The sequence below is a fragment of the Rhodoplanes elegans genome (genome assembly GCF_016653355.1).
Taxonomy (GTDB): Bacteria; Pseudomonadota; Alphaproteobacteria; order Rhizobiales; family Xanthobacteraceae; genus Rhodoplanes; species Rhodoplanes elegans.
In genome coordinates this window covers 18,254-44,136 of record NZ_NHSK01000092.1, presented here as the reverse complement: position 1 = coordinate 44,136, position 25,883 = coordinate 18,254, and the positions used below count along the sequence as shown (strand labels likewise).

The 25,883-nt window shown below is 69.8% G+C and carries 28 protein-coding genes; 10 read left to right on the top strand and 18 right to left on the bottom strand.

Features of this window, described 5'->3' with window-relative positions; all coding sequences use genetic code 11:
* The first annotated feature begins 126 nt into the window (after positions 1-126).
* From CCR97_RS12470 to CCR97_RS12455, 4 genes are read left to right on the top strand one after another with little or no spacing between them, the layout of a single operon-like run.
* Complete coding sequence (locus tag CCR97_RS12470; RefSeq protein ID WP_111358504.1) at positions 127-936, top strand: ABC transporter permease; 810 nt, start codon at positions 127-129, stop codon at positions 934-936.
* 3 nt (positions 937-939) lie between these two features.
* On the top strand, positions 940-1,731 hold the full coding sequence (locus tag CCR97_RS12465; protein WP_111358503.1) for an ABC transporter permease: 792 nt from the start codon (positions 940-942) through the stop codon (positions 1,729-1,731).
* Entirely contained in the window at positions 1,728-2,774 is a 1,047-nt protein-coding gene (locus CCR97_RS12460; RefSeq protein WP_111358502.1) for an ABC transporter ATP-binding protein, read from the top strand. The genes CCR97_RS12465 and CCR97_RS12460 overlap by 4 nt, the downstream gene beginning before the upstream one ends.
* Positions 2,768-3,589 (top strand): phosphodiesterase, encoded by an 822-nt coding sequence (locus tag CCR97_RS12455; protein ID WP_111358501.1) that lies wholly within the window; start codon positions 2,768-2,770, stop codon positions 3,587-3,589. The genes CCR97_RS12460 and CCR97_RS12455 overlap by 7 nt, the downstream gene beginning before the upstream one ends.
* Before the next feature lie 401 nt (positions 3,590-3,990).
* Here CCR97_RS12455 and CCR97_RS12450 read toward each other — a convergent pair whose 3' ends face one another.
* Positions 3,991-4,455: a hypothetical protein gene (locus CCR97_RS12450; protein ID WP_111358500.1), complete on the bottom strand. Its 465-nt coding sequence runs from the start codon at positions 4,453-4,455 to the stop codon at positions 3,991-3,993.
* Between the two features lie 684 nt (positions 4,456-5,139).
* On the opposite strand from CCR97_RS12450, the gene CCR97_RS12445 reads away from it, so the two are divergent.
* Positions 5,140-6,729, top strand: a complete 1,590-nt coding sequence (locus tag CCR97_RS12445) for a 2-isopropylmalate synthase (protein WP_111358499.1) — start codon at positions 5,140-5,142, stop codon at positions 6,727-6,729.
* A 179-nt stretch (positions 6,730-6,908) separates the two neighbouring features.
* On the opposite strand, the gene CCR97_RS12440 is transcribed toward CCR97_RS12445, so the two are convergent.
* The 13 genes from CCR97_RS12440 to CCR97_RS12380 all read right to left on the bottom strand — a co-directional run bounded on the left by CCR97_RS12440 (position 6,909) and on the right by CCR97_RS12380 (position 19,705).
* Entirely contained in the window at positions 6,909-7,805 is an 897-nt protein-coding gene (locus CCR97_RS12440; protein WP_146618817.1) for a hypothetical protein, read from the bottom strand.
* 387 nt (positions 7,806-8,192) lie between these two features.
* Complete coding sequence (locus CCR97_RS12435; protein WP_111358497.1) at positions 8,193-8,687, bottom strand: GNAT family N-acetyltransferase; 495 nt, start codon at positions 8,685-8,687, stop codon at positions 8,193-8,195.
* A 258-nt stretch (positions 8,688-8,945) separates the two neighbouring features.
* Positions 8,946-9,218: a cell division topological specificity factor MinE gene (gene minE / locus CCR97_RS12430; RefSeq protein WP_111360619.1), complete on the bottom strand. Its 273-nt coding sequence runs from the start codon at positions 9,216-9,218 to the stop codon at positions 8,946-8,948.
* On the bottom strand, positions 9,215-10,030 hold the full coding sequence (minD, locus tag CCR97_RS12425) for a septum site-determining protein MinD (protein WP_111360620.1): 816 nt from the start codon (positions 10,028-10,030) through the stop codon (positions 9,215-9,217). Before minD ends, minE begins: the two co-directional genes overlap by 4 nt.
* A 21-nt stretch (positions 10,031-10,051) precedes the next feature.
* Complete coding sequence (gene minC / locus CCR97_RS12420; RefSeq protein ID WP_201159529.1) at positions 10,052-10,867, bottom strand: septum site-determining protein MinC; 816 nt, start codon at positions 10,865-10,867, stop codon at positions 10,052-10,054.
* Between the two features lie 166 nt (positions 10,868-11,033).
* Positions 11,034-12,416, bottom strand: coding sequence for a sigma-54-dependent transcriptional regulator FlbD (flbD, locus tag CCR97_RS12415; RefSeq protein WP_111359342.1), 1,383 nt, complete (start codon positions 12,414-12,416; stop codon positions 11,034-11,036).
* A gap of 82 nt (positions 12,417-12,498) precedes the next feature.
* Positions 12,499-12,849, bottom strand: coding sequence for a flagellar motor switch protein FliN (gene fliN, locus CCR97_RS12410; RefSeq protein ID WP_111359341.1), 351 nt, complete (start codon positions 12,847-12,849; stop codon positions 12,499-12,501).
* Between the two features lie 15 nt (positions 12,850-12,864).
* The gene (locus CCR97_RS12405; RefSeq protein ID WP_111359340.1) at positions 12,865-13,494 is read right to left on the bottom strand and encodes a FliH/SctL family protein; all 630 of its coding nucleotides are present in this window, start codon (positions 13,492-13,494) and stop codon (positions 12,865-12,867) included.
* Between the two features lie 61 nt (positions 13,495-13,555).
* Entirely contained in the window at positions 13,556-14,620 is a 1,065-nt protein-coding gene (gene fliG / locus CCR97_RS12400; protein WP_111359339.1) for a flagellar motor switch protein FliG, read from the bottom strand.
* Between the two features lie 15 nt (positions 14,621-14,635).
* Complete coding sequence (fliF, locus tag CCR97_RS12395; protein ID WP_111359338.1) at positions 14,636-16,279, bottom strand: flagellar basal-body MS-ring/collar protein FliF; 1,644 nt, start codon at positions 16,277-16,279, stop codon at positions 14,636-14,638.
* A gap of 597 nt (positions 16,280-16,876) precedes the next feature.
* A complete protein-coding gene (sciP, locus tag CCR97_RS12390; RefSeq protein WP_008383176.1) occupies positions 16,877-17,152 on the bottom strand; it encodes a CtrA inhibitor SciP in 276 nt (91 codons plus the stop codon).
* A 273-nt stretch (positions 17,153-17,425) separates the two neighbouring features.
* On the bottom strand, positions 17,426-18,106 hold the full coding sequence (locus CCR97_RS12385; RefSeq protein WP_111360416.1) for a flagellar hook assembly protein FlgD: 681 nt from the start codon (positions 18,104-18,106) through the stop codon (positions 17,426-17,428).
* A gap of 42 nt (positions 18,107-18,148) precedes the next feature.
* Complete coding sequence (locus tag CCR97_RS12380) at positions 18,149-19,705, bottom strand: flagellar hook-length control protein FliK (RefSeq protein ID WP_201159528.1); 1,557 nt, start codon at positions 19,703-19,705, stop codon at positions 18,149-18,151.
* A gap of 370 nt (positions 19,706-20,075) precedes the next feature.
* On the opposite strand from CCR97_RS12380, the gene mnmA reads away from it, so the two are divergent.
* Both mnmA and CCR97_RS12370 read left to right on the top strand, forming a co-directional pair.
* Positions 20,076-21,314 (top strand): tRNA 2-thiouridine(34) synthase MnmA, encoded by a 1,239-nt coding sequence (mnmA, locus tag CCR97_RS12375; protein WP_111358640.1) that lies wholly within the window; start codon positions 20,076-20,078, stop codon positions 21,312-21,314.
* A 34-nt stretch (positions 21,315-21,348) separates the two neighbouring features.
* Entirely contained in the window at positions 21,349-22,020 is a 672-nt protein-coding gene (locus tag CCR97_RS12370) for a class I SAM-dependent methyltransferase (RefSeq protein ID WP_111358641.1), read from the top strand.
* Between the two features lie 13 nt (positions 22,021-22,033).
* Here CCR97_RS12370 and CCR97_RS12365 read toward each other — a convergent pair whose 3' ends face one another.
* From CCR97_RS12365 to greA, 3 genes are all read right to left on the bottom strand, one after another.
* Entirely contained in the window at positions 22,034-22,384 is a 351-nt protein-coding gene (locus CCR97_RS12365; protein ID WP_111358642.1) for a HepT-like ribonuclease domain-containing protein, read from the bottom strand.
* A complete protein-coding gene (locus tag CCR97_RS12360) occupies positions 22,377-22,688 on the bottom strand; it encodes a nucleotidyltransferase family protein (protein ID WP_111358643.1) in 312 nt (103 codons plus the stop codon). Before CCR97_RS12360 ends, CCR97_RS12365 begins: the two co-directional genes overlap by 8 nt.
* A 213-nt stretch (positions 22,689-22,901) precedes the next feature.
* Positions 22,902-23,384, bottom strand: a complete 483-nt coding sequence (gene greA, locus CCR97_RS12355; RefSeq protein ID WP_111358644.1) for a transcription elongation factor GreA — start codon at positions 23,382-23,384, stop codon at positions 22,902-22,904.
* Between the two features lie 163 nt (positions 23,385-23,547).
* Here greA and CCR97_RS12350 point away from each other — a divergent pair, with 163 nt between their 5' ends.
* Positions 23,548-23,850 carry a type II toxin-antitoxin system TacA family antitoxin gene (locus CCR97_RS12350; RefSeq protein WP_111358645.1) on the top strand — a complete coding sequence of 101 codons (303 nt, stop codon included), beginning with the start codon at positions 23,548-23,550 and terminating at the stop codon, positions 23,848-23,850.
* A gap of 193 nt (positions 23,851-24,043) precedes the next feature.
* A complete protein-coding gene (locus tag CCR97_RS12345; protein ID WP_476705563.1) occupies positions 24,044-24,415 on the top strand; it encodes a GNAT family N-acetyltransferase in 372 nt (123 codons plus the stop codon).
* 15 nt (positions 24,416-24,430) lie between these two features.
* Here CCR97_RS12345 and CCR97_RS12340 read toward each other — a convergent pair whose 3' ends face one another.
* Positions 24,431-25,246, bottom strand: a complete 816-nt coding sequence (locus CCR97_RS12340; protein ID WP_111358647.1) for a hypothetical protein — start codon at positions 25,244-25,246, stop codon at positions 24,431-24,433.
* Between the two features lie 154 nt (positions 25,247-25,400).
* Between CCR97_RS12340 and CCR97_RS12335 the strand changes: the two genes are divergently transcribed.
* On the top strand, positions 25,401-25,841 hold the full coding sequence (locus CCR97_RS12335; RefSeq protein ID WP_244670404.1) for a DUF6496 domain-containing protein: 441 nt from the start codon (positions 25,401-25,403) through the stop codon (positions 25,839-25,841).
* Positions 25,842-25,883: the final 42 nt, after the last annotated feature.

Below are 25,883 nucleotides of genomic sequence, written 5' to 3'. Positions count from 1 at the left end.
CCCCTCACCCGGACCTCGCGCCTTCGGCGCGAAGTCCGACCTCTCCCCGCTGGGGAGAGGTGACACGTGCCCGTCGCTAATGCTGCGGTCCAATCCGTCCCATCCAATGCACCGCCGAAAGCCCGAATGCCCCGCCGCTTCGAGATCCTCCTCCTGCTTCCCGCCGGCGTGTTCGTGCTGGCGTTCCTGCTCGTGCCGATGGCCGCGCTGGTGCCGGTCGCGGGCTCGGGCAAGCTCGGGTGGGGCGCCTATCTCGCCGTGCTCACCGAGCCGCGCTATCGCGCCACCATGATCTCGACCCTGATGGTCGCGGCGGCGACCACGGTTCTCACGCTGGCGATCGCCACCGTCGCGGCGCAGTTCCTGGCGGTGCGGCGCTTCCCCGGACGTGATCTGCTCGTCGCCATGCTCACCTTTCCGCTCGCGTTCCCGGGCGTCGTCGTCGGCTTCATGGTGATCCTGCTCGGCGGCCGGCTCGGCCTCGTCGGGCAGGCGTCCGAGGTTCTAGGGGGCAGCCGCATCGTCTTCGCCTACTCGCTGACCGGGCTGCTGGTCGGCTATCTCTACTTCTCGATCCCGCGCGTCATCCTCACCGTGATGGCGGCGGTCGAGAAGCTCGATCCGTCGCTCGTCGAGGCGGCGCGCTCGCTCGGCGCCGGGCCGTGGCGTATCCAGCGCGACGTCGTGCTGCCGGCGCTGGCCCCGGCCCTCACGGCCGCCGGTGCGCTGTGCTTCGCGACCGCGATGGGCGCCTTCGGCACGGCGTTCACGCTCGCCACCCGCATCGACGTGCTGCCCATGGTGATCTACACCGAGTTCACGCTCGGCGGGAACGTCGCCATCGCGGCGGCGCTGTCGATCGCGCTCGGCCTCGTCACGTGGGGCGCGCTCGCGATCGCGCGCAACGCCACCGGCAACGTCGCGGCGGCGGGCTGAGCCATGCGGATCACCACGCTCGCCGCCGGATTCGTCACCGTGCTGGTCGCCGGCTTTCTCGTCGTGCCGGCGATCGTCTCGATGTTGGCCGGCGTCTCGGTCTCCTATGCACGCGGTCTCTCCGAGGGCCTGACGCTCGACTGGATTTTCGAAGTCTGGCGGCTCTATGCCGACACCATTCTCCGGTCCGTCGTGATCGCGCTCGCGACGCTCATCGTCACGTTGCTGATCGGTGTGCCGGCCGCCTATGCGCTGGTGCGGCGCGGCGGCAGGCTCGCCCGCATCGTCGAGGAGATCGTCACGCTGCCGCTGGCGATCCCCGGGCTGGCGCTCGCGCTCGCCCTGATCATCACCTACGGGGGCGTGCGCGAATTCCGCGGCTCCTCCGCCTTCATCGTGGTCGGCCACGTGCTCTACACGCTGCCCTTCATGCTGCGCTCCGTGATGGCGGTGCTGCAGTCGATCGACTGGCGGCTCCTCGACGAGGGCGCCGCCTCGCTCGGCGCCTCGCCATGGCGGCGCTTCGTCGATGTGATGCTGCCCAACGCACGACCCGGAATTCTCGCCGGCGCCCTCACCGTCGTCACCCTCTCGATCGGAGAGTTCAATCTCACATGGATGCTGCACACGCCCTTGACCAAGACGCTGCCGGTGGGGCTCGCCGACTCCTACGCCTCGATGCGGCTGGAGATCGCCTCGGCCTACACACTCGTGTTCTTCCTGATGATCGTGCCGCTCCTGATCGCCATGCAGTTTTTGGCGCGACTCGGCGGGCGGAAGGAGGTCCGGCCGTGACGGCAGGAGAGGGCGCGGCGCACGGCGCGACGCTGTCGGTGCGCCGTGCCGGAAAGACGTTTCCGGGCGGCGTGGTTGCGCTCGCCCCGACCGATCTCGACCTGCCGGCCGGCGAGATCCTCGTCCTGCTCGGCCCCTCGGGCTGCGGGAAGACGACGCTCTTGCGACTCGTCGCCGGGCTCGCAGCGCCCGATCCGGGCGGCGCCGTGCTGTTCGACGGCATCGACGTGACGGCGACGCCGATCGAGCGCCGCCGCGTCGGCATGGTGTTCCAGTCCTACGCGCTGTTTCCCAACATGACGGTCGCCGAGAATGTCGGCTACGGCCTGAAGGTGCGGGGCGAGCCGCGCGCCGTGCGCGACGCCGAGGTGGCGCGCCTTCTGGAGATGGTCGGGCTCGAGCAGCTCGCGGACCGGCCGGTCGACCGTATCTCGGGCGGTCAGCGCCAGCGTGTCGCGCTCGCCCGCGCCATCGCGATCCGCCCGAAGATTCTGCTGCTCGACGAGCCGCTGTCGGCGCTCGACGCGGCCTTGCGGGAGAGGCTGCGGATCGAGCTCGCGGCGCTGCTGCGGCGCTTCGCCATCACGGCCATTCACGTGACTCACGACCAAGCCGAGGCGATGGCGATCGGCGACCGCATCGCCGTGATGCGCGATGGCCGCATCGTCCAACGCGACGCGCCCGAGGCGATCTACGAGCGTCCGGCGGACGCCTTCGTCGCACGCTTCGTCGGCACCATGAACCGGCTGCCCGGCCGGCTGGTGCCCGGCGCGACCGCCGAGGTGGTGCATTTCCGACCCGAGGCCGTCACGCTCGGCCCGGCCGGGACCGACACGATTCCGGCGCGCGTCACCGCCGCGACCTTCTTCGGCGCGCATCGCCGGCTGAGCCTCGACGTCGCCGGCCATGTCGTCGAGGCCGATGTTCCGGCATCATGGCGGGTGGCCGTCGGCGACTCGGTCGCGCTCACCATCGACCCGGCCCGCCTACACGTGTTTCCCGACACCGACCCTGTCACGACCCCGAGCCCCGACGCATGCTGATCGCCCAGATTTCCGACCTTCACGTCCGGCCCGCCGGCGTGCTCGCCTACGGCGTCTCCGAGACGAACGCCTATGCCGAACAGGCCGTCCACGCCCTCGCCCGGCTGCAGCCGGCGCCCGACCTCGTGATCGTCACGGGCGATCTCACCGACGCCGGGCTGCCGGAAGAGTACGCGTTCCTCGCGGGCCTGTTCGACCGGCTGCCGATGCCGGTCTATTGCATCGCGGGCAATCACGACCGCCGCGCCACCCTGCGGGCGGCCTTGGGGCCGAAGGGCTACCTGCCGGCGGAGGGGCGGCTCGACTTCGTGATCGAGACCCGACCGGTGCGGATCGTCGGGCTCGACAGCCTGTGGGAGGGCCACGGCGCCGGCCGGCTGGAGCCCGAGTCGCTCACGTTCCTGGCCGACGCGCTCGGCGCCGCGCCCGAGGTGCCCACGATCGTCGCCGTCCACCATCCGCCCTTCGTCTGCGGCATCGGCCACATGGACCGCATCCGCCTGCTCGACGGGGCCGAGCACTTCGCCGCGATCGTCGAGGCGAACCCGCAGGTCGAGCGCGTGATCACCGGGCATCATCACCGGCCGGTCGCGGTGCGCTGGGCCGGCACGATCTGCCAGATCGCGCCCTCGGTCGCCCATCAGGTGACGCTGACGCTGACGCCGGACGCGGCCTCCGACTTCGTGCTCGAGCCGCCGGCCTTCCTGCTGCACAAGTGGATCGAGGGCACCGGCCTCGTCACCCACCAGGCCTATGTGCAGCGCGCGCCGGGACCGTTCCCGTTCTTCGCGCCCAAGCCGGCCGCGGTCGAGTGATCGGGTCGGATTATGCGGGATCTGAGGACGCAGCCTCGTGCCTTGGACAAGGCGCAGCAGGCCGCAGGCCTGTTGCGCCGCAGAGCCGGGGCTCAGGCGCGGCACGACGGGCCGCATGGAGAAAGAGGTTCTTCGACCGCCGCGCTTGATCGCCCCTGGGTCCCGGTTCGCGACGCTTCGCGCCGCGCCCGGGACACGATGCCTTCGCCGAGGCAGCGCAGCGTAACCGCGATCGTTTGGATCGGAGGGAGGGTCTGAGACGATCGGCGCCGGCGACGCGGCGAACCACTCCTCACCTCCGCCGTGAGGCCGGCGGCGGCGTCGCGTGAGCAAGAGCGCGACGGTCGGGGGCAGGGCGAACGGGAGACGACGCGCGCGGCGCCGCCTCCCGATCGGTCGTCTCAGTTGACGCGCGTCTCGGTGCGGGCCTCGGCGGGCTTGAAGGCCCCACCCTTGGCGGCCGGAAGCTCGAGCGTCGCCGGCGCGGCCTTGGCCGGGGCGTTGGCGCGGCGGATCTGGTAGAGGTACCAGGCGCCGACGCCGGCCACCAGGATGCCGACCTGGTAGGCGGGCAGCAGCAGCGACAGGGCGATCAGCACCACCGCGACCGTGCAGGCCTTGGCGAGCTTCTCGCCGTCCGAGGCGATCAGCGACAGCCGATCGTAGTTGTCACCCTCCAGGAAGGGCGCCGCGAAGCGATCCAGGCCGAACCGCGTCCATGCGTTGAGGAAGCCCAGCTTGTGGGCCCACAGCAGGAACAGGGTGGCGGCGAAGGCGATCACGGAAACCGCGGCACCGAGCGGGCCGGCGGCAGCGCCGATGACCACGACCAGGGCGACGGCGAAAGCAGCAATCCAATAATTCATTTGAGTAACCCTTCACCCGAGCGTGGGTGCCTTTCAGGTTGTCCTCTCCCGACGAAATACGCAGACCGGATGAATCTACCGCGTCGGCATGATCGTGTAAATTTAGCCGCCGGGGTGTGGTCGGGCCCGCACAGGGTGCCGGAAGCCTGCCCGGCAGGTATAATCCACTCGATTATCGGGCGTCTTCGGCCCGGTCACCATCGATCAACCTTCTGCGACGAGCGCGCCCCTGCGACCGCCCGCGGGGTGGCGCGGTCGTCCGGAGCGGGCGCCGCCACGATCCCGGCAGCGACGAATCGCACGGCATGGGCTGGCGATTGCGTGCAATCAAGGGTTGCGTTGACCTCGGGGCGGAGGATGCAACCAAAGCCGTCGCACCGGCTTGCCCCGCCGGCCGACGCACGTTACAAGGGCGGCGTTGCGTCTTCGGTAACGCCGCGTCAACACGTGTCGGGCACCGTGACGGGCACAGAGGATCGGGCATGTCGCCGCGCCGCCAGCATCGCGCGCTCTTGGATCGGGTCGTTTCGGCCCCGTCCGCGGCTGCCCTGATTTCCGGCCTCCTTCTCCTTAGCTGCCCCTGAGGGCCGGCAGGGCGCGACGCGCCTGGGCGCTCAGGGGATCCGAGACGGAACCCGGACGCGCCCCGACGAGGCGCACGCTCTTCGAGAAGGATTTCTTTCCATGACCGCGCAACACCCGGCCGCGCCGACCGCGCACGCTCACTCCGACAAGGACCGCGTCGTCATCTTCGACACGACGCTGCGCGACGGCGAGCAGTCGCCCGGCGCCACCATGACTCACGAGGAGAAGCTCGAGGTTGCCGAGCTGCTCGACCAGATGGGCGTCGACGTCATCGAGGCCGGCTTCCCGATCGCCTCGGAGGGCGACTTCTTCGCCGTCAACGAGATCGCCAAGCGGACCAAGAATGCCGTCGTCTGCGGCCTCTCCCGCGCAGCCTTCAAGGACATCGACCGCTGCGCCGAGGCGATCAAGCCGGCGGCGCGCAAGCGCATCCACACCTTCCTGTCCACCTCGCCCGTGCACATGAAGCACAAGCTCCAGAAGGAGCCGCACGAGGTCTACGAGATGGTGATCGCGCAGGTGACGCGCGCCCGCAACTACACGGACGACGTCGAGTGGTCGTCCGAGGACGGCACCCGCACCGAGATCGACTTCCTGTGCCGCTGCGTCGAGGCCGCCATCAAGGCCGGCGCGACGACCATCAACATCCCGGACACGGTCGGCTACACGACGCCGGAGGAGTACTACAACCTGTTCAAGACGGTGCGCGAGCGCGTGCCGAACTCCGACCGCGCCGTGTTCTCGGTGCACTGTCACGACGATCTGGGCCTCGCCGTCGCCAACTCGCTCGCCGGCGTGCGCGGCGGAGCGCGCCAGATCGAATGCACCATCAACGGCATCGGCGAGCGCGCCGGCAACACCGCGCTGGAAGAGGTCGTGATGGCCATGAAGGTGCGCAACGAGGTGCTGCCCTGGTGGACCAACATCGACGCCACCATGCTGACCCGCGCCTCCAAGCTGGTCTCGGCCGTGACCTCGTTCCCGGTGCAGTACAACAAGGCGATCGTCGGCCGGAACGCCTTCGCGCACGAGAGCGGCATCCATCAGGACGGCATGCTCAAGAACGCCCAGACCTACGAGATCATGACGCCGGAGAGCGTCGGCGTGAAGCAGACCTCGCTGGTGATGGGCAAGCATTCCGGCCGCCACGCCTTCATCCGCAAGCTGGAGGACTTGGGCTACAAGCTCGCCGGCAATCAGCTCGAGGATGCCTTCGTGCGGTTCAAGGCGCTGGCCGACCGCAAGAAGCACGTCTACGACGAGGACATCGAGGCGCTGGTCGACGAGGAGATCGCCACCGCCCAGGATCGCATCCGGCTGGTGTCGCTGTCGGTGATCGCCGGCACGCACGGGCCGCAGCGCGCCACCATGAAGCTCAACATCGAGGGCCGCACGGCGATCGAGGAGTGCGAGGGCAACGGCCCGGTCGACGCGGTGTTCAACTGCATCAAGGCGCTGGTGCCCAACGAGGCGAACCTGGAACTCTATCAGGTGCACGCCGTCACCGAGGGCACCGATGCGCAGGCCGAGGTGTCGGTCCGCCTCTCCGAGAACGACAAGACCGTCACGGCCAAGGGCGCCGATCCCGACACTTTGGTCGCCTCCGCCAAGGCCTATCTCGGCGCGCTCAACAAGCTGATGATCAAGCGCCAGCGCACCAAGCCCGAGGCGATGACGGCGACGCCGTAGTCGGGCTTCGTGTCCCGGACGCGCTGCGCCGCGAAGCGGTGCAGCGTGAGCCGGGACCCAGGGCCAGAAACGAGGCGCCCCTTTTCACCTCTCCCCGCGCGCGGGGAGAGGTCGCCGGCCGGGATCTGTCAGCTCTTGCTGCGCGCGCCCCGATGCTGCGTCAAGGCGGCGGGTGGCGTTCATATCGTGGTCGGGTCCAGTTTCGACGCGTAGATCGCCGCCTCCATGACGATGGTGAGTGCAACACCGGGAGCGAGAACAGGCTGCACTTGCCGAATTAAGGCATTGGCGGCATGCGCTGCGATGGCAGGCCAGAACCTGATGCTCGCCTCGCCGAGATGGGGCGATCCAGCCGGACCGCGGCCGCTGAAGCAGATCAGCGCCAATGGCCACACGGCCTTCAACAATTCTCTGACGGGAAAGAAGGGGAAGTGCTCGCGGGGCACCGATGGCATACCTTCGAGGTCTCCGCCGATGGTTTCCGCGACGTGCGAGAACATGGCGTCGAGATTTGGCAGGTGACGCGGATCCAGACCCGCCGCGACAGCCGCACCGGCTGCCAGCGGCCACAGTTTCTCACCCGCCTCGGCGTCGGACATCGCGATGAGCATCTGGTTGAGCGGTTCGCCGAAGAAGTATGTCCCGCCATCCTTCGTCATGACCCGATGGATCTGGCTCAGGCCGGCGTGATCGCCTGTTTCGGTGAGCCGGGTGATCATGGCGCGTTGCGCCGCGAATCCGGTGATCGCCCCGATTGCCGCGACACATGTTTCCGCATGGATGCGATCGTCCACCGCCAATTTGGCGGTGACATTGTGAATGAGGCTGCCCAGCGCGATGTTGCAGGCGGCATAGTCCGGCTGGCCGCTCCAAGGATATCGGCTTTCGAGATTGATCAGGCGTCCCCCGTCAGCGGGAGTGCCATCGGATCGCTGTTCCTTTGGCTGCGTGGCTTGGCCGTCTGCCGCTGCTGTGTTTCTTTTTCCGAAGCTGCCTCGGACCTCCGAGGAGTCCAATTGTGGTGCCGGCGGTTCTCCGGGGCCTGTGCTTCTCTTCCCGAACGGATTGAAGATCATGGAAACCTCCCAGGCGGCCATGCGCGCAACTAGGCTAAGCAACAATTACCAAAAGCGCCGGGCAGCGATCCGTCGGTCGTCACCGCCGGACTTGATCAGGCGGTCTATCGATATGAAGTCGCAGTTTTTTACACGATGGTTTCGCGGGACGAGCCCGCGAATGACGAGTCGAAAGTTCGTGCCGATTGTACTAGTACCTTTCTGCCCCGAAAATCTTACTGGTCCGTCAAAGGCAGGCTGGCGACGAAATCGGCAACCGATGATGAAGCGAGCCGTAGGGTGGGCAAAGGCGCGCCGAAAGCGCGCTATGTTCACGCCGTCCATCGGATCGGCTGCGTGAGACCGCGTGGGCACGGCGCGTCCCGCGCCTTTGCCCACCCTACAAGTCTACAAGTCCCGGAACATCACCAGCGCATCGACATAGCCTTTGGTCGGGTGCTCGAAGGCGCCCGGCAGGCGGCCGACCACGGCGAAGCCCATGTGCTGCCACAGCCGCACGGCGCGCTCGTTCGAGCTGATCACGAAATTGAACTGCATCGCCCGGAAGTCCCGCGCCTTGGCGCGCGCCAGCGAGTGCGCGCACATCTCCTGCGCGACGCCGCGGCCGGCGGCGTCCGCCGCGACCATGTAGCCGCAGTTCGCGACGTGGGCGCCGCCGCCGGCGTTGTTGGCTTTCAAATAATAGGTGCCGACCATCGCTTCGCGGTCGCCGTCCTCGTAGAGGGCGACATGCACCTCGTGGGCCGGCGACAGCCAATAGGCGAGAGCGTCGTCGCGCGAAAGGTCGCGCGGCAGCGGATAGGTCTCGCCGGCCCGGATCACCGGCTCGAGGATCCGCCACAACGCATCGGCGTCGGCGGGCGTGGCGGGGCGAATGCGCATGGGCGCCGTTGTTCCATTGTTAGCGGCGCGTCTGGTCCGGTCTGTGGAGTGGCCGCAGGCACCGACACCCTCTCCCTGAGGGAGAGGGTCGGGCGCGAGCGAAGCTCGCGACCGGGGGTGAGGGTTTACGGCGCCGGTCGGCTGGCCTCGGCACCCCCTCACCCGGACGTCGCGCCTTCGGCGCAAAGTCCGACCTCTCCCCGCTGGGGAGAGGTGAACCGAGAACGAGGCTCGCGCCGAGCTTGCCAGGTCGCGTCGTCAGCACGTCGCCGCGAGCGGCGGGGCCACCATGTTGGGGATCTCGATCTCGATCTCCAGCGTGGAGATCGTCGCACCGCGGTCCATCTTGACCTGGACGTGGTCGGGATCGACGAAGACGTGGCGCGAGATCACCGCGACGATCTCGTCCTGCAGGAGCGAGACCAGGTTGGACGAGCGGCCGAGGGGGGATCGCTCGTGGGCGAGCAGAATCTGCAGCCGCTCGCGCGCGATCGGCGCGGAGTGGCGGCGCTTGAACCAGCTCCAGATCATGCGGCTCTCCGTCCGAACAGCTTGGTGAGCAGGCTGCGCTTCTCGGTCGGGACGACGATGTCGAGGTCTTCTCCTTCGAGGCGGCGGGCCGCCTCGGCATAGGCGCGGGCGGGCGCGCTCGCCGGGTTGCTGAGCGTCACCGGCGTGCCGAGATTGGAGGCGCGCAGCACCTCCTGGCTCTCGGGAATGATGCCGAGCAGCGGCAGCGACAGGATCTCGACGATGTCGGTGATGCCGAGCATCTCGCCCTTGGAGGCGCGGGCCGGATCGAAGCGCGTCACCAGGATGTGCTTGGCGATGCGCTCGCCGCGTTCCGCCCGCACCGTCTTGGCGTCGAGGAGGCCGATGATGCGATCGCTGTCGCGCACCGACGAGACCTCGGGATTGGTGACGATGACGGCCTGGTCGGCGTGCCGCATCGCGAGCTGGGCGCCGCGCTCGATGCCGGCCGGGCTGTCGCACAGCACCCAGTCGAAGCGCTGGCGCAGCTCCTCGATGACGCGGGTCACGCCGTCGTCGGTGAGCGCGTCCTTGTCGCGGGTCTGCGAGGCGGGCAGCAGCCACAGCGTCTCGATGCGCTTGTCGCGGATCAGCGCCTGCTGAAGCTTGGCGGCGCCCTGCACGACGTTGATCAGATCGAACACGACGCGCCGCTCGGCGCCGAGCACGAGATCGAGGTTGCGCAGGCCGACGTCGAAGTCCACCACCGCGACGGTCTGTCCCGTCTGCGCCAGGGCCGCGCCGAGGGCGGCCGTGGTGGTGGTCTTGCCCACGCCTCCCTTCCCAGATGTCACGACGACCACGTTGGCCATTGTCGGTCCCCTCTCCCTGCCTCAGTCGAGTGCGGTTATCAGCATGGTCTCGCCCTCGAGCCAGGCCTGGATCGGCCGGTTGCGGAGCGATGGTTCAAGGTCGTCCACGGTGCGGTAGTAGCCGGCGATGGCGAGCAGCTCGGCCTCGGTCCGGCGGCAGAAGATGCGGGCGCGGCAATCGCCGCCGGCGCCCGCCAGCGCCCGCCCGCGCAGCGTCCCGTAGATGTGGATCGAGCCGCCGGCGACGATCTCGGCGCCCGACGAGACGGCGCCCAGCACGATGATGTCGCCGTGCGGGTGATAGATGGTCTGGCCGGAGCGGACCGGCTCGGCGATGGTGAGCGAGCCGACCGGCTGCGGCGGCGCCGCCGGGACGATGCGGGTCACCTGAGCGGATGTCACCTGGGCCGTCGGCGCCGGCTCGGCCGCTGCCGGCGGCGCCTGCGCGGGATCGGCCGCGCCGCTCTCCCCCGACGCGCCGCCCTCGGCGGCCGGGCCGCCCTCGGCGGCCGAGAAGGTGCCGCGGCCGCTGGTGAGCACCGGCGGCAGCTCGGCGCCGTAGTCGGCGTCGCCGCCTTCCAGCCCCATGATGCGGATGCCGCGGCCCTGCAGCTCGCGGATCAGGTCGTGGATCTCGCCCTTCGACAGCGTCAGCCCGGCGAGGTCGAGCACGGCCGGCCGGCCGGCGAAGAAGCCGGGCGAGCGGCCGATCGCGCCGTCGATGTCGGAGAGCCATTCCGGGATCGGCAGCTCCGGTGCCAGCGCGAACGCCATGTAGGAGCGGCCGCGGAAGCGCACCGGGCGCGGACGCGATTTCGGCTGGGCTGCGGTCCTCATGGCATCCGGCTCCCGGATCGTGCGGACGGTTCGGGGGCGACGGACGACGGACGAATCGCCGCGACCATCAGGCGAATCCGAAACCGTGGCGAGATTGAGTCGCGCCACGCCGAGACGATGACGGCGGAGGCGGGAGCGAACGCGGGGGTCGGCACGGCACGCCCTCTCAGCCGGCCATGCGCACGTCGCCGTGCGGGCTCGTGCCGCCGTGCGGCGCCGGCACCGGCACGCCCTCGGCCGAATACTCGTTGAGCTTGTTGCGCAGCGTCCGGATCGAGATGCCGAGGATGTTGGCGGCGTGGGTGCGGTTGCCCAGGCAGTGCTTCAGCGTCTCCAGGATCAGATCGCGCTCGACGTCGGCGACCGTGCGGCCGACCAGCGCCCGGGTCACCGCCTCGGCGGCGAGCGTCGCGTGCTCGACGGCGGCCGGGCGCGTCTGGTCGAGGCGCTCGCCGTCCGGGGTGAGGATCGCGTCGGCACCGATCTCGTCGCCGATGGCGAGCAGCACGGCCCGGTGCATCGTGTTCTCGAGCTCGCGCACGTTGCCGGGCCAGCGGTTCACGGTGAGCTGATGCTTGGCGTCGGCCGACAGCGGCCGCACCGGCACGCCGTTCGCCTGCGCGTATTTGCGCACGAAGTGATGGGCGAGCTCGAGGATGTCGCCGGGCCGCTCGCGCAGCGGCGGGATCTTGAGATTCACGACGTTGAGGCGGAACAGCAGGTCCTCGCGGAACGTCCCCTCCCGCACCGCCTCGGCGAGGTTGCGGTTGGAGGTGGCGAGAATGCGGATGTCGACCGGCACGGGCCGGGTGCCGCCGACCCGGTCGATCACCCGCTCCTGCAGGGCGCGCAGCAGCTTGGCCTGCAACCGCACCTCCATCTCGGAGATCTCGTCGAGCAGCAGCGTGCCGCCGTTCGCCTCCTCGAACTTGCCGACGCGGCGGGCGACCGCGCCCGTGAAGGCGCCCTTCTCGTGGCCGAACAGCTCGGACTCGAGGAGCTGATCGGGAATCGCCGCGCAGTTGACCGAGATGAACGGCCCGCGCGAGCGGTTGGAGCGGCCGTGGACGTAGCGGGCCAGCACCTCCTTGCCGGTGCCGGACTCGCCCGTGATCAGCACCGAGGCGTCGGACGGCGCGATCTGCTGAGCGAGCTTCACGACATTGGCGGTCGCCTGGTCGCGATAGACGAGCTCGCGCGAATCGTCGGCGACGGCGGCCAGCACGGCCGCGATCATCTCCGGATCCGGCGGCAGCGGGATGTATTCCTTGGCGCCCGCATGGATCGCCGCGACGGCGGCGCGCGCGTCGTTGGTGGTGCCGCAGGCGACGATCGGAACGTGGATGTGCTCGGCCTCGAGCCGCAGCACCAATTCGCGGATGTCGAGGGCGACGTCGACCATCATCAGGTCGGCGCCGCGTCCCGAGCGCAGCACCGCCATGGCCTGGTCGCTGCTCTCGGCGTGGGTGACGCTCGCGCCCTTGTCCATGGCGATCTTGGTCGCCACGGTGAGCTGGCCCTTCAGGGTGCCGACGATCAGGAGGCGCATCACACTTGCTCCGTCGCTCGCGGGCGCTCGACCGCGTGGGCCTGTCGCGCCGCTCTATCGGATGTCGCGGAAGCCCGTCGCATCACGCGCGATCCGCCTTGATGATTTCCGTCATGGTCACGCCGAGCTTCTCCTCGACGAGCACCACCTCGCCGCGGGCGACGAGCCGGTTGTTGACGTAGATGTCGATCGCCTCGCCGACCCGGCGGTCGAGCTCCAGCACGGCGCCGGGGCCGAGCTTGAGGAGCTCCCCCACCTCCATGCGGGCACGTCCGAGCACGGCCGAGACCTGCACGGGCACGTCGAATACGGCTTCCAGATCGGAGGCCGCGTGGGTCGTCGCCTCGGCTTCCGCGAGGTCGGTCTCCTGCTCGACGATGCTGTGGTCGGTGTCGAGATTGGGGAAGGGAACTTTTGTCTCGTCGGTGGCCATCACGTCCCTCCCACGTCACCCGTTGCCGCCGCGGCGCGCGTCGATGTAGCGCGTCACCGCTTCGTCGATCGCCGCCTCGATCTCGGCGCGGTCGCGCACCAGCCCGCCGTCCGCCCATTCGATCCGGCAGTCGCCGGGCGGAATGTCGGCGGCGCCCAGAACCACCAGCCGTCCCTCGAAGCCGCGCGCCTTCGCCATCGCGGCGAGCTTCTCACGCGCGAGGTCGTAGAGCGCCTCGTTCACGCGCACCACCACATGGGGGGCGCTCAACAGCTCGCCGAGGCACGCCGACATCAGCGCGCCGATCTCCGCGAAGGGCTCCTCGGCGATCAGCGCCGGCGCCAGCTTGCGGGCGATCGCCGTGGCGACCTCGACGGCGTCGGCCTCGAGCTTGGTGGTGATCGCCGGCAGCTGCGCCGCGGCGATCCCCATCGCGGCGGCGATGCGGTCGAAGGCGGCGGCGGTCTGCCGCTCGGCCTGCGTCCTCGTCTGTACCTCGGCCGCGGTGAGGCCTTTCTGATAGCCGCGCTTCTCGGCCGCCGCGATCGCCGCCTCGTGGTCCTCGGGCGAGATGGTCGGTTCCGCCTTGGCCTTGGTCGGGGCGGCGAAGTCGAGGTCGAACAGGAACTTGGCCGGAGCGTTCACGGGACGACCCTCCGGACCGGGACGAGCGCGCGCGGGTGCAGGGAACGGTTCATCGCGGTCCTCAGTACACCAGCTCTTCGTCGGCGCGGTTCTTGGTGATCATGATCTCGCCCTTGCCGGCCAGATCCTTCGCGAGATTGACGAGCAGCGCCTGCGCCTCGTCGACCTCGCGCAGCCGCACCGGGCCGAGCGCGCCCATGTCGTCGTTCAGCATCTTGGCGGCGCGCGACGACATGTTCTGCATGAAGAAGTTGCGCACCGGCTCGGAGGCGCCCTTGAGCGCAATTGCCAGCTTGTCCTTGTCGATGTGGCGCATCAGCGTCTGGGCCGAGGCGTTGTCGAGCTTGATCAGGTCGTCGAACGTGAACATCAGGCTCTTGATGCGCTCGGCGCTCTCGCGGTTGGTCTCCTCCAGCGCCGTCATGAACCGCGTCTCGGTCTGGCGGTCGAAGTTGTTGAACACCTCGGCGATCAGCTCGTGGGCGTCGCGGCGACGGGTCTGCGACAGGCTCGACATGAACTCGGTGCGCAGCGTCTGCTCGATCCGCTCGATCACTTCCTTCTGCACCGATTCCATCCGCAGCATGCGGTTGACGACGTCCATGCCGACGTCCTCGGGCAGGATGCCGAGCACCTTGGCGGACTGCTCGGGCTTGAGCTTGGAGAGCACCACGGCGACGGTCTGCGGGTACTCGTTCTCCAGATACTTGGCGAGCATCTCCTCCTGGACGTTGGAGAGCTTCTCCCACATGTTGCGGCCGGCGGGGCCGCGGATCTCGTCCATGATGCCGGAGACGCGCTCGGGCGGCAGGTACTGCTGGAGCAGGCGCTCGGTGGCGTCGTAGGTGCCCATCAGGGCGCCGGAGGCGGAGAGGCGCGAGACGAACTCGAGCAGCAGCTCCTCGACCGCGTCGGCCGGGACCGTGCCGAGGCTCGACATGGTCACCGACAGGGTGCGCAGCTCGTCGTCGTCGAGCAGCTGCCAGATCTTGGCGCCGTACTGGTCGCCCAGCGCGAGCAGCAGCACGGCGGCGCGCTCCGGGCCGGTGAGCTTGACGGAGGGGCCGCCGGCCGGCTGCCGCGCCGCCAGCGCGGCCACCACGGTCTCGAGGTCGTTCTTGGCCATCGGTTCGACCCTGGATCACTTCTGCTCGTGCAGCCACTGGCGCAGGATCTGCACGGTTTCCTGCGGGTTGCGTTCGGCGAGCTCGCCGACCTTCTGGATCGACTGGGCGTGGACGCTGCCCTGCACCTGCGCGAACTCGATCATCTTGGAGGTCTGACTGGAGACCGCCTTGGCCTCCTCCTCGCTGTGCGGGATGCCGTCCGGGATGCTGGCCGGGACGCCGGCGAGCGCCGGCAGCGGCGCCTCGCCGGTCAGCGCGGCGATCGCCTCGGGCGTGATGATGCGGCGGACCAGCGGGCGGATCACGAAGAACAGGACGACGAGCCCGAGGAGCAGCATCACGCCGAGCTCGATCGCCCGCATGATGTCTTCCTTGGTGAACTGCAGCATGCCGAGGAACCCGCTCTGATCCGGCATGGCGATGCTCTGCGTCTCGGCGAAGCGCAGGTTGACCACCTCGATCTGGTCACCGCGGCGCTGGTCGAAGCCGATCGCCGAGCGCACCAGCATGGCGATGCGGTCGAGCTCCTCCTTGCTGCGCTCCTGGTAGGTCAGCTCGCCCTTGTCGTTGCGGCCGTAGACGCCGTCGACCAGCACGGCGACCGAGACCCGGTTGACGCGACCGCCCTCGATCACCTTGGTCTCGGTGATGCGGGTGATCTCGTAGTTGTTGATCTCCTCGGTCTTCTTGCTCTGGTCGCGCGGGCTCGGCGGCTGCGCCGGCTGGCCCTGCTGGGCGTTCGGCAACTCGGTCGACACGCTGACCTGGCCTTGCTGCTCGGTCGTCTGCGACTGCTCCTCGCGGGTCTGGCTGGAGCGCAGCACCCGACCTTCCGGGTCGTAGCGGTCCTGGGTCTGGGTCACCCGGTTGAAGTCGAACTCGGCGGTGAGCTGCACGCGGGCGCGGCCCGGGCCGACGATCGAGGTGACGATCGACTCGACCTGATCGCGCAGGTTGCGCTCGTAGGCGATCTTGCGCTCGTCGCCCGACACGCCCGCCCCGTAGGCATCGCCGGCGGCGCCGTCGGCGAGCAGCCGGCCGGTCTCGTCGACCACCGAGACGCGCTCCGGCTTCAGCCCGTTGACGGCGGAGGCGACGAGGTGGCGGATGGCGCGCACCTGCTGGGTCTCGAGCTGGCCCCGGACCTTGAGGGCGATCGAGGCGGAGGGCTCGAGCTTGTCGCGCGAGAACAGCGGCCGCTCGGGGATGACGAGGTGGACGCGGGCGCCCTGGACCCGGTCGAGCGACCGGATGGTGCGGGACAGCTCGCCTTCCAGGGCGCGCAGGTGGTTGATGTTCTGCACGAAGCTCGTAGTGCCGAGCGAGTCCGACTTGTCGAAGATCTCGTAGCCGATGCCGCCGCCCTTGGGCAGCCCGCCCTCGGCGAGCTTCATCCGCAGGCGGCCGACCTTCTCCTTCGGCACCATGATGATGGCGCCGTCGTTCTTGAGCTCGAAGGCGATGCTCTGGCGTTCGAGATCCTTGATGATCGCCGAGGAGTCCTCGAGCGTGAGGTCGGTGAACAGCGGCACCATCTGGGGCGCCGTCACCTTGAGGATCACGAAGGCGAAGAACCCGATCAGGGCGGCCGTGACGGCGCCCATCGCGGCGATGCGCGCGGGTCCGAGTGTCTTGACGAAGGTGATCAGACCATCCACGGCACGACCCTGAGGCGAGGGTGACTTCCAACCTGTTATGTCGGCTGATGAAAATCACCGACCCGGCAAGTTTTGCCGGGTTCATGGTTTCGAATTGGTTAACGCGATGGTTAACCATTGCTTCACGGGGCGAAAATCGGGGTCGCGTGGCCGCCGGGACGCACTGTGGCGCCGTGGCGACGCCGGCTGCGGTGGTCATTCCGGCGCGGCGCACTCGGGTCGGCGCTTCGCGCCGCCCGAGCACAGGCTCCGCGCCGAACCCGGAATCCAGCCGCGACCGCGGAGCTCGCCGCTGGATTCCGGGTTCGCGGCTTTGCCGCGCCCCGGAATGACGCCGGACCGATCGACCGGGTTGGAATGAAAGGGTGCGGTGCCGTCACGATCCCGACCGGGACCGCGACGCCACCTCCGGCCCGAAAAAGAAAAGGCCGCCCGGAGGCGGCCTGTCGCCGATCCGATGGTGACACATCGGCCCGGCAGGTCGAACGGAGCGGTCAGGGGGGCCGGGGAGGTCCGTCCGACGTGGCGGCGGCCCGCAGGCGGCGGGCGTGGTCCGGCGGCCCGAGGGGCGTCCGCCGGGCAGGGGAGCCGGTTGGGCTACTGGCGATACTGCTGCAGGCGCGTGGTGCGCAGGCCGGCGAGGCCGTGGCGATCGATGGAGTATTGCCAGGCCAGGAACTCTTCCACCGTGAGGGTGTAGCGGCTGCAGGCCTCTTCGAGTGACAGGAGGCCACCGCGAACCGCGGCGACGACCTCGGCCTTGCGGCGGATCACCCAACGCTTCGTGCCCGGTGCGGGGAGGTCGGCGATAGTCAAAGGGCTACCGTCCGGCCCGATGACATACTTCACCCTCGGGCGGTGGGGTTCGGTCATGGACGAACTCACGCTACAGGAACTGAAAAACACCCCTGCACGATAGGCCCGCCCGCTTAAAATTTGGCTAAGCGTCCGTAAAAAAAGGGAAAACATCGACCGCTAAAGACCCCCGGTCGGAACCCCCGAAGGGCGCTGCACAACGCGCCGGCAAATCGTGTGACATCAATATGATAAGGGCGCGCCATCGGGTTCGCCGGGACGCTCGCGCGGCCGTCGGTCGCCGCCCGGGAGCCGGGCGGGCGCGGACAGGAATATAAGAAGATCGGGGGGTCAGCGGCTGACGATGCGCTTGATCTTGTCGAACGTGAAGGTCTGCCCGCCGACGCTGAGCACCGGTGGCGTCTGGGTCAGATCGACGGAGTCGACCGTGCCCGTCACCTCGGTCGGGACCGCGACCGGCTTCCCGGCGGCGTCGACGGCGCTGATCGCGATCTTGTAGTCGCCGGGCGGCCATTTGGTGCCGTCCTTGCTGCGGCCGTCCCAGGTGAACTTCTGCTCGCCGGTCTGCAGCGTGTAGTTCCCCGCGAAGACCGTCTGACCGGCGGAGTTGGAGATCGAGATCGTGGCGGTCGCCGGCTTCGGCGAGTTGAACGACCAGGTCGCCATGCCGTCCTGCGGCAGGCTCGCGCTGGTGCCGTCGACCGCGACCTTGGAGCCGATATAGCCCAACGCCATCGTGGTCTGCGCGCTCTTCTCCAGCGCGATCAGGGTCTCGAGCTGCTGGTTGGTCTTGAGCTGCTGCTCGACCTGCGAGAACTGCACGAGCTGCTGGGTGAACTGGTTGGCGTCGAGCGGATCGAGCGGGTTCTGGTTCTGCAGCTGCGTCGTCAGCATCTGCAGGAAGGTCTGGAAGTTGTTTCCCAGGACCATGGCGTCGTTCGGCTTGGCGCCATTAGAGGTGACGGCCGCCGTCGCGGAGAATTGGGTACCGTTGACACTGCTCGTCGCCATGGCGTTGCGCCTTCTGGTTCGTGTGCCGATCGCAACCGGGGGTCAGACCCGGATGTCGACCCCTGTCGCCCGGCCGAACAGCCGCCCGTAGGTGGCCCTCAGCTCCGTCACACCGGACTCGCCACCGCCCTCGACGGTGCCGCGGCCAGTGCCGCGGTGGCCGGAGCGGCTCTCCGGCTCGTATTGCTGCCCACCGCTCTGGTCGCGCAGCGAGAACTGCATGGCGCCCTGGTCGGCCTTGAGGCCGGCGTCCTGCAGGGCGCGCTCGAGCTGGCCGGCATCGCGGCGCAGCAGCTCGAGCGTGTCGGCCCGGTCGGCCGTGATGCGCGGCACCACCGTGCCGTTGCCGTCCACCTCGAGCTTGACGTGGACGCGGCCGAGGTCCGGCGGATCGAGCCGGATCTCGAAGGAGTGCTTGCCGTTCTTGGCCTGGGTCGTGATCTCCACCGGCACCCCGGCGAGCGGCACCGGCGCCGACGCGTCGCCGCGACCGGTGGTGACCTGGGACGCGCCGGCCTGGGCCGTACCCGTGATGGTGAGCCCTTCGGCGCGCGCGAGACCCTGCACGGCGGCCGCGGCCTGGGCCGCGGCCTGGGCCGCGGTCGATGCGGCCGATTGCGGTGGCGCTGCGGACGGCTGTGCGGCGGTAGCGTCGGGACGGACGTCGGGCTTCGGGCCGGTTTCGGGCCGGTGACCGGCCCCGATCGTCTCGGCTTCGACGCGTCGGCCCTCGGGCTTGCCGGCGCCGGGGGTCTCGGGTGGCAGGATCCCGGTCGGCTGTTCGGCCACGATGCCGACCCCGGTCGCGGCGGCGTCCGCCGCCGGTGCACCTTGCGCTGCCTTCGCCTCGGCCGGCTTCGCCGTGGTCGTGGTGTCGGTGCCCTTGGCGGCCGCGCCGGCCGTCGCGGTGGCTCCGGCCGTGGCCGGTGTCTGGGCCGACTCGCCGTCCGCGGCCGCCTTGGCCGAGCCGTCGACTGGCAGGGGCGTCGGGCTGCCGGCCGCGGCCGGCTTGCCGGCGGCCTCACCAATAGCGGCGGTCACGTCGGCGCCGGCCGGGGTCTCGGCTCCGGCCGCCGCGAGGGCGAGGGCCGGGTCGACGACGGCGACGACCGGCGTCGGGGTCGTGGCCTGCGTTGCGGCGGCTACTGCTGCGGCCGGATCGACGACTATCGCGGCCGGATCGGTGGTCGCGGCTTTGCCGTCGGCCTGGTCCTGATCGCTGCCCGGCTGGTCGCCCGGCTGGCCGGATCCATCGACCGGGCGACCGCCCGCCGTCGTCGTCGCGCCGGCGCCCGGCTCGGCGGGTTCGTCGGTGGCCACGGTGTCGTCGGCGGGCGCGGTGTCGCGGTCGCGCGCCGAGGCCGGACGGCCGCTGCGGTCCGCGGCGGGCGCCCGGCCGGCGTCGCTGCGCGGCGTGCCGGTCGGATCGGTGGCGCGCTGCCGGGTCTGGGCATCCTGGCTGGCCGACGCGGCGGCGTCCTGGGCGCCGTCGATCAGGCTGGCGAAACCGGTGTCGGTCGACGTCGTCGTCCGCGCCGCGGTGCGGGCGGCCTGGGCGGCGGCGGCGAAGGCGCTCGTGTCGATGCTGAGAGTGGGCACGCTCTCGACCCTCTGGTTCGTTCGGGACTGGTTTTGCAAGTGGCGGGCCACCCAGGTCGTTCCGAAAACCATATGTGAGACAGTGACTTGTCGGAATTAATCGGACCGGCGACGGCCCTGCGTCCGGCATCCCTTGCTGCCGGCCGGCAAGTTCTGCCGGGCCGGTGGCCCGCCGCGCCGCCCGGGACCGCGACGGCGCGGCGCGCCAGTTTGGAACGGTTCGTCTGGCGAGCCGCGGACCGCGTCCCTATAGTAAGAAGACACGAGAGCCGCCGCCGCCCAGCGGGCGGCATGGCCCCGCCGCCCGGCGGGACGGAGCGCCGCCGCCCCGGCGGCCCACGGTGAGGAGCGCGGCGAGCCCGCGGCGACGATGCGGAACAGTCTCGATCTCGACACGCGGCCGGCCGACACCCGCGTGGTGGTCGCCATGTCGGGCGGGGTCGATTCCTCGGTCACGGCCGCTCTGCTGAAGCAGGAGGGCTACGACGTCGTCGGCGTCACGCTGCAGCTCTACGACCACGGCGCCGCCACGCATCGGCTCGGCGCCTGCTGCGCCGGCCAGGACATCCACGACGCCCGCCGGGTCGCGGCCCAGATCGGCATCCCGCATTACGTGCTCGACTACGAGAGCCGCTTCAAGGAAGCCGTCATGGACCGCTTCGCCGAGAGCTACGTGCACGGCGAGACCCCGGTGCCCTGCGTCGACTGCAACCAGTCGATCAAGTTTCGTGATCTCCTCGGGACCGCCCGCGAGCTCGGCGCCCGGGTGCTGGCGACCGGCCACTACGTCGCCGCGCGCGCCATGCCGGACGGCGGCCGCGCGCTGTTCCGGGCCCGCGAGGAGGAGCGCGACCAGAGCTATTTCCTGTTCGCCACGACGCGCGAGCAGCTCGACATCCTGCGCTTCCCGCTCGGCGAGCGGACCAAGGCCGAGACCCGCGACCTCGCCCGCCAGTTCGGGCTGGAGGTCGCCGACAAGCACGACAGCCAGGACATCTGCTTCGTGCCGACCGGCCGCTACACCGAGGTGATCGAGCGCCTGAAGCCGGGCGCCGCCGAGCCGGGCGACATCGTCGACCTCTCGGGCCGGGTTCTCGGATCGCATCAGGGGATCATCCGCTTCACGGTCGGCCAGCGGCGCGGGCTCGGCATCGCGGCCGGCGAGCCGCTCTACGTGGTGCGGCTCGACGCGGCGAGCCGGCGCGTCGTCGTCGGCCCGCGCGAGGCGCTGCGGACCACGCGGATGCGGCTGCGCGACGTCAACTGGATCGGCGACGGCACGCTCGACGCGGCGCTCGCCGCCGCCGGCGGCCGGCTCGAGGTGTTCGTCAAGGTGCGCTCGACCCGGCGGCCGCAGCCGGCCTGGGTGCATCGGGCGGGTGATGGAACTGCGGCCGGCACCGGCGAGATCGAGGTCGAGCTGGTCGACGGCGAGGAGGGGGTTGCCCCCGGGCAGGCCTGCGTGTTCTACGACGCGCTCGCCGGCCAGGCGCGCGTCCTCGGCGGCGGGTTCATCCGGACCGCGGCGGCGGCCGTCGAGCCGGTTGCGGCGCCGACCGAGGCGTCGGCGGCGCGCCGGGGGCCGGCGGTCGCCGGGGCGCGGCGCTGACAGTATTGCTTTAGGTCTTTTCGGGGCTGATCCGATGGCAGACGATCTCGATCGCGACAAGGTCGCCAAGGCGTATGCGCGCTGGGCGCCGATCTACGACATGGTGTTCGGGCAGGTGTTCGAGCGCGGCCGCAAGGCGGCGATCGCGGCCGTGGAGGCCACGGGCGGCGGCCGGATTCTCGAGGTCGGCGTCGGCACCGGCATCTCGCTGCCGGACTATCGCCGCACCAACCGGCTGTTCGGCGTCGATATCTCCGAGCCGATGCTGCGGAAAGCCCAGGAGCGGGTGGTCGCGCAAAAACTCGACCATGTCGAGGTGCTCTCGGTGATGGACGCGACCAAGCTCGCCTTTCCGGACGGCTGGTTCGACGTCGTCGTCGCGCAATACGTGATCACGGCCGTGCCGGACCCGGAAGGCACGCTCGACGAGTTCGCCCGGGTGGTGAAGCCGGGCGGCGAAATCATCCTGGTCAATCACATCGGCGCCGAGAGCGGCGCGCGGAAGATTTTCGAAGCCGCCTTTGCGCCCGTCGCGCGAAAACTCGGCTGGCGCCCGGAGTTCCCCTGGGAGCGCCTCGCGCGCTGGGTCGAAAAAGCCCCCGGCATCCGCTTCATCGACCGCAAGCCGATGCCCCCGCTGGGCCATTTTTCGCTGATCCGCTTCGGCCGGGTGGCGGGAGCGCCGAGCTTGAGGGCGGCGGAGTAGGGGCGGCGCACGCTCAGTGATCGCCGAGGATTGCATCCAGGGTGATGATGAGAGCCGGCAACCTTTCGCGTACCACGAACCACACGAGGTCGAGACGAACCTCGGCATAGCCGTGGATCAAGCGATGACGCATGCCGATCATCTCGCGCCAGGGCACCTCGGGATGTTGGTTGCAGGTGGCTGCCGACACCTTCCCGGCCGCCTCGCCGACGATCTCCAAGGACCGGATCACAGCATACTGATGAAGGCGGCTCGCAAGGAAATCCACTTCTTGTAGCGGCTCGACAAAGGCGAGCGCGTCGCGCGACGCCTGAAGCATGTCCAGCATCAGGCCAGCATCGTGGTCCGGCAGCGCCTCAGCCATACACCGGCTCGGCTTCGCCGAGGATGCGGCGGCGGCGGATGGGGTTGCGGCTCGCCTCGACGGCCTCGCGCTCGACCAGATCGACGGGGCGGCCGAGCAGAGCCTCCAGAGCGTCCTTGAGATCGGCGAAGCCGGCGAGGTCGTTTCGCGTCTCCGGGCCGAACGTGACCAGGAGGTCGATGTCACTCGCCGGGCCGAAGTCCTCGCCACGCGCCGCCGAGCCGAAGACCTCCAGCCGCGTCACGCCGTGGCGGCGGCACAGCGCGGCGAGGTCGATCCGCTTTTCGCTCAGCAGGGTGTTCATGAGCGCGGCTCCAGGGTGGTGATCGACTATACCATGGCCCACAGCCCGTAGGGCGGATCAGCCGGAGGCGTGATCCGCCGATCTTCTCGGACGACTGATTGCGGCGGATCACGCTTCGCTGATCCGCCCTACGAGGCGCGGGCCGGTCCCGCATTCCGCTGCGGTGCATGCGGGCTACGATTGCGGCGGGCGTTCCCGGTGTCCTCCGCCCCGCTACTTGATCTCCAAAATCTCCAGCTCGTGGTCGCCGGTGCCGACGACGTCGCCGACGGATTTGCGCAGCAGGAGCCGGGCGACCGGCGAGACGAACGAGATCGATCCGGCCTTCGGGTCCGCCTCGTCCTCGCCGACGATGCGGAACGTCTGCACGCGCCCGTCGGGGCGCTGGAACGTCACGGTGCTGCCGAAGGCGACGACCTCGGTCGATGTCGGGTCCGGGATCACCTGCGCGGTGCGGACCCGGACGGCGAGGTAGCGCGCGTCGCGCAGCGGCACCGCCTCCTGACGCCGGCGCTCGTTGACGTCCTCGATCGCTTGCGCCGCCTCGCAGGCCGCGCGGGCCGCCGCGAGCTGGCGCTCCAGCGTCGCGAGCCCCGCCGCCGTGACCAGGTTGGGATGCGGCGAGATCGGCCGATCGGGAAGCTGCGTCTCCGACGCCGTTTCGGCACTGTCTTCCTTGGTGAAGGCGACGCTCACGCGAAAACTCCGTGTCGGATCGGTAGACGCCGTCAGCATAACGATTGCCGCAAGCGACTCCAGCGACCCCAGGGGGACCCCCGCGGCGCGGACATGGTCGTATTGTAAAGTGCGCTACATGCCGTATCTTGAGGACCTTGAGAACCTCGGCCAGGAGCCCCTCATGGCGCGCACGTCCGACCGCAAGGAGCATCCGTTGTCGATGCGGCTGCCGGAGGCCGATATCGCGATGATCGATCGTGCGGCGACACTGCGCGGCCGCTCGCGCACCGACTTCGTGCGCGAGGCCGCCGTGCGGGCGGCCGAGGACGTCCTGATGGAGACGCGGCCGATCCGGATGACCGCGGCCGGCTTCGCGGCGTTCACGGCGGCTCTGGCCGGCCCGCCGGCGCCGGTTCCCGCGATGGTCGATCTCGTCCGGCGCAGGGCACCGTGGGAGCCCGGTGATCCGGAGACCGGGGCCTGACGCGGTGACCTCGGGCTCGGAGCGTTCAGGTCCGGCGCGTTCAGGTCCGGCGGGGCGGGGTCCCGTCATCTCGGCGCCCGAGCCGCTGACGGCGGCTCACGACCTCGAAGGCTTCTGTTGCGGCAAGCCCTCCCTCGACCGATGGCTCGCGACGCGGGCGCTGTCGAACCAGGAGAAGGGTTTCACCGCCGTCATGGTCGTTCACGTGGACCTCCGCGTGATCGGCTATTACGGCCTCGCGCCGACCGCCGTCGTGCCGTCCGTGGTGCCACGATCGATCCGGACCGGCCAGCCGCCCGACCCGGTGCCCTGCCTGCTGCTCGGCCAGCTCGCGACCGATCGCGCGTGGATCGGCAAGGGGATCGGCACCGGCCTGCTCAAGCACGCGCTGCAGCGGTGTGTCATCGCGGCCGCGCTCGTCGGCGGCCGGGCGCTCGTCGTCCATGCGGTCGACGACGAGGCCGCCGAATTCTGGCGGCGACGCGGTTTTATCACCGCGAAGGACGATGCCTTCGTGCTGTTCCGATCGATCGCCGACATCGCGGCGTCGTTGTCGCGCGCCTGATCTCGGTGGGACGCCTCACGGGTCGCACTTCGTGTAGACGTCGATGCCGGGCTCGTCGTCGTTCGGCAGCGTCGCGCCCGACTCGTCCCGGTGGTCCCAGGTCTTGATCGTCGCGCCGACCAGCAGCGGCCGACCCGCGACCTGTCGCAGCTGCCACACCTCGCGGCTCTTGTAGGAGGTCGCCTCGACGAAGCAGGCCATCTCCACCCGGAGCGTGACCTGGCCGTCCGCCGACGGCGTCGCCGCGACGTCGATCCTGACGAGATCGCAGCCGCTCTCCCAGCCCTTCCAGGACGTCGCCCCGATCTGGATGACGCCGCTGGTCAGGCTCAGACGCGGGCGCGGGCAGGCGCCGCCGGTCGGCCGGGCGAGCTGCCAGTAGCCGCGAAACGCCGGCGGAAAGCTCGCCGCCGCGGGCGCCGCATCGACGTCGCGCAGGCCCACATAGTCGAAGCTCAGCGTGTCGGTCCGCGTGCCCTGCGGGCGGCAGTCCGGGCCGATGCGCGGCGCCTCGCCCTTCAGCACCACCTGCCGATCGTCGTTGCGAATGGTTCCCGACACCGGATACGTGAAGGTCCCGCAATTCGGACGGAACAGGGTCGCGCTGCCGACGTAGCGCCGGCCCTCGACGCGTCCCGCGAACAGCACGGCGTCGCGCGCCGCGCCCGCCTCCACGAGTCCGGCCCGCGGCTCGATATACCGGAAGGTCCGCTCCGCGCCGTCCGCGACCAGGTACACGAGCGATCCGTTGTGGGTCCACACGCTGCGCTCGGCCGCACCGGCGCCGGCCGTAACGCACGCCCAGAGCAGGATGAAGAGGACCAGTCTCATCGCCACTCTCCGTTGCGTTTCGGAACAGGTGCATTCACGAGGGTCCGAGGTTCATCGATGCGGCCGGGCGTTCACGACTGTATCGCCTCGTCACGTCGCCACGGAACTCCGCCGCCCGCCGTCCGTTACCGGACAGATTCGATGAGGAGCGCCCATGGCCAAGACCGCGGCGAAGAAGCGGACCACGCGCAAGTCAGTTTCGACGTCAGGCACGCGCAGGTCCGGCAAGCAGTCGAAGCCGCAGAAGGACACGATGGAGCGCGTCATGCACGAGTTCAAGCATGGCGAGCTCGAGACGCGCGGCGGCCGCAAGGTGAAGAGCCCCAAGCAGGCGATCGCCATCGGGCTTTCCGAGGCGGGCGCCTCGAACCGCCAGAGTCCGGCCGAGAACCGTCGCAAGCTGAAGCGCACCAAGCGCAAGGAGCGGCACGGCCGGACCGGGCGCGCCGAAGCCGAGGGGCGGCGCAACGATCCCACCGGCAACGACAAGCGCGACACCCGCGCGGCGCTCTACGCGGAGGCGAAGCGGCGCGACATCCCGGGCCGCTCGCGCATGAACCGCGATCAGCTCGCCCGCGCGTTGCGCCGGCGCTGAGGCGACGGCGCGTATAGCTCGTACAGCAACGGTTCACTTCGG

Excerpts from the sequence above, each read along its gene's own strand:
- CCR97_RS12470 (WP_111358504.1), top strand. The coding sequence starts at position 127 with ATGCCCCGCCGCTTCGAGATCCTCCTCCTGCTTCCCGCCGGCGTGTTC.
- CCR97_RS12465 (WP_111358503.1), top strand. The coding sequence starts at position 940 with ATGCGGATCACCACGCTCGCCGCCGGATTCGTCACCGTGCTGGTCGCC.
- CCR97_RS12455 (WP_111358501.1), top strand. The coding sequence starts at position 2,768 with ATGCTGATCGCCCAGATTTCCGACCTTCACGTCCGGCCCGCCGGCGTG.
- CCR97_RS12450 (WP_111358500.1), bottom strand. The coding sequence starts at position 4,455 with ATGAATTATTGGATTGCTGCTTTCGCCGTCGCCCTGGTCGTGGTCATC.
- CCR97_RS12445 (WP_111358499.1), top strand. The coding sequence starts at position 5,140 with ATGACCGCGCAACACCCGGCCGCGCCGACCGCGCACGCTCACTCCGAC.
- CCR97_RS12440 (WP_146618817.1), bottom strand. The coding sequence starts at position 7,805 with ATGATCTTCAATCCGTTCGGGAAGAGAAGCACAGGCCCCGGAGAACCG.
- CCR97_RS12435 (WP_111358497.1), bottom strand. The coding sequence starts at position 8,687 with ATGCGCATTCGCCCCGCCACGCCCGCCGACGCCGATGCGTTGTGGCGG.
- minE (WP_111360619.1), bottom strand. The coding sequence starts at position 9,218 with ATGATCTGGAGCTGGTTCAAGCGCCGCCACTCCGCGCCGATCGCGCGC.
- minD (WP_111360620.1), bottom strand. The coding sequence starts at position 10,030 with ATGGCCAACGTGGTCGTCGTGACATCTGGGAAGGGAGGCGTGGGCAAG.
- minC (WP_201159529.1), bottom strand. The coding sequence starts at position 10,867 with ATGAGGACCGCAGCCCAGCCGAAATCGCGTCCGCGCCCGGTGCGCTTC.
- flbD (WP_111359342.1), bottom strand. The coding sequence starts at position 12,416 with ATGCGCCTCCTGATCGTCGGCACCCTGAAGGGCCAGCTCACCGTGGCG.
- fliN (WP_111359341.1), bottom strand. The coding sequence starts at position 12,849 with ATGGCCACCGACGAGACAAAAGTTCCCTTCCCCAATCTCGACACCGAC.
- fliG (WP_111359339.1), bottom strand. The coding sequence starts at position 14,620 with ATGGCCAAGAACGACCTCGAGACCGTGGTGGCCGCGCTGGCGGCGCGG.
- sciP (WP_008383176.1), bottom strand. The coding sequence starts at position 17,152 with ATGACCGAACCCCACCGCCCGAGGGTGAAGTATGTCATCGGGCCGGAC.
- CCR97_RS12385 (WP_111360416.1), bottom strand. The coding sequence starts at position 18,106 with ATGGCGACGAGCAGTGTCAACGGTACCCAATTCTCCGCGACGGCGGCC.
- mnmA (WP_111358640.1), top strand. The coding sequence starts at position 20,076 with ATGCGGAACAGTCTCGATCTCGACACGCGGCCGGCCGACACCCGCGTG.
- CCR97_RS12370 (WP_111358641.1), top strand. The coding sequence starts at position 21,349 with ATGGCAGACGATCTCGATCGCGACAAGGTCGCCAAGGCGTATGCGCGC.
- CCR97_RS12365 (WP_111358642.1), bottom strand. The coding sequence starts at position 22,384 with ATGGCTGAGGCGCTGCCGGACCACGATGCTGGCCTGATGCTGGACATG.
- CCR97_RS12360 (WP_111358643.1), bottom strand. The coding sequence starts at position 22,688 with ATGAACACCCTGCTGAGCGAAAAGCGGATCGACCTCGCCGCGCTGTGC.
- CCR97_RS12350 (WP_111358645.1), top strand. The coding sequence starts at position 23,548 with ATGGCGCGCACGTCCGACCGCAAGGAGCATCCGTTGTCGATGCGGCTG.
- CCR97_RS12345 (WP_476705563.1), top strand. The coding sequence starts at position 24,044 with ATGGTCGTTCACGTGGACCTCCGCGTGATCGGCTATTACGGCCTCGCG.
- CCR97_RS12340 (WP_111358647.1), bottom strand. The coding sequence starts at position 25,246 with ATGAGACTGGTCCTCTTCATCCTGCTCTGGGCGTGCGTTACGGCCGGC.
- CCR97_RS12335 (WP_244670404.1), top strand. The coding sequence starts at position 25,401 with ATGGCCAAGACCGCGGCGAAGAAGCGGACCACGCGCAAGTCAGTTTCG.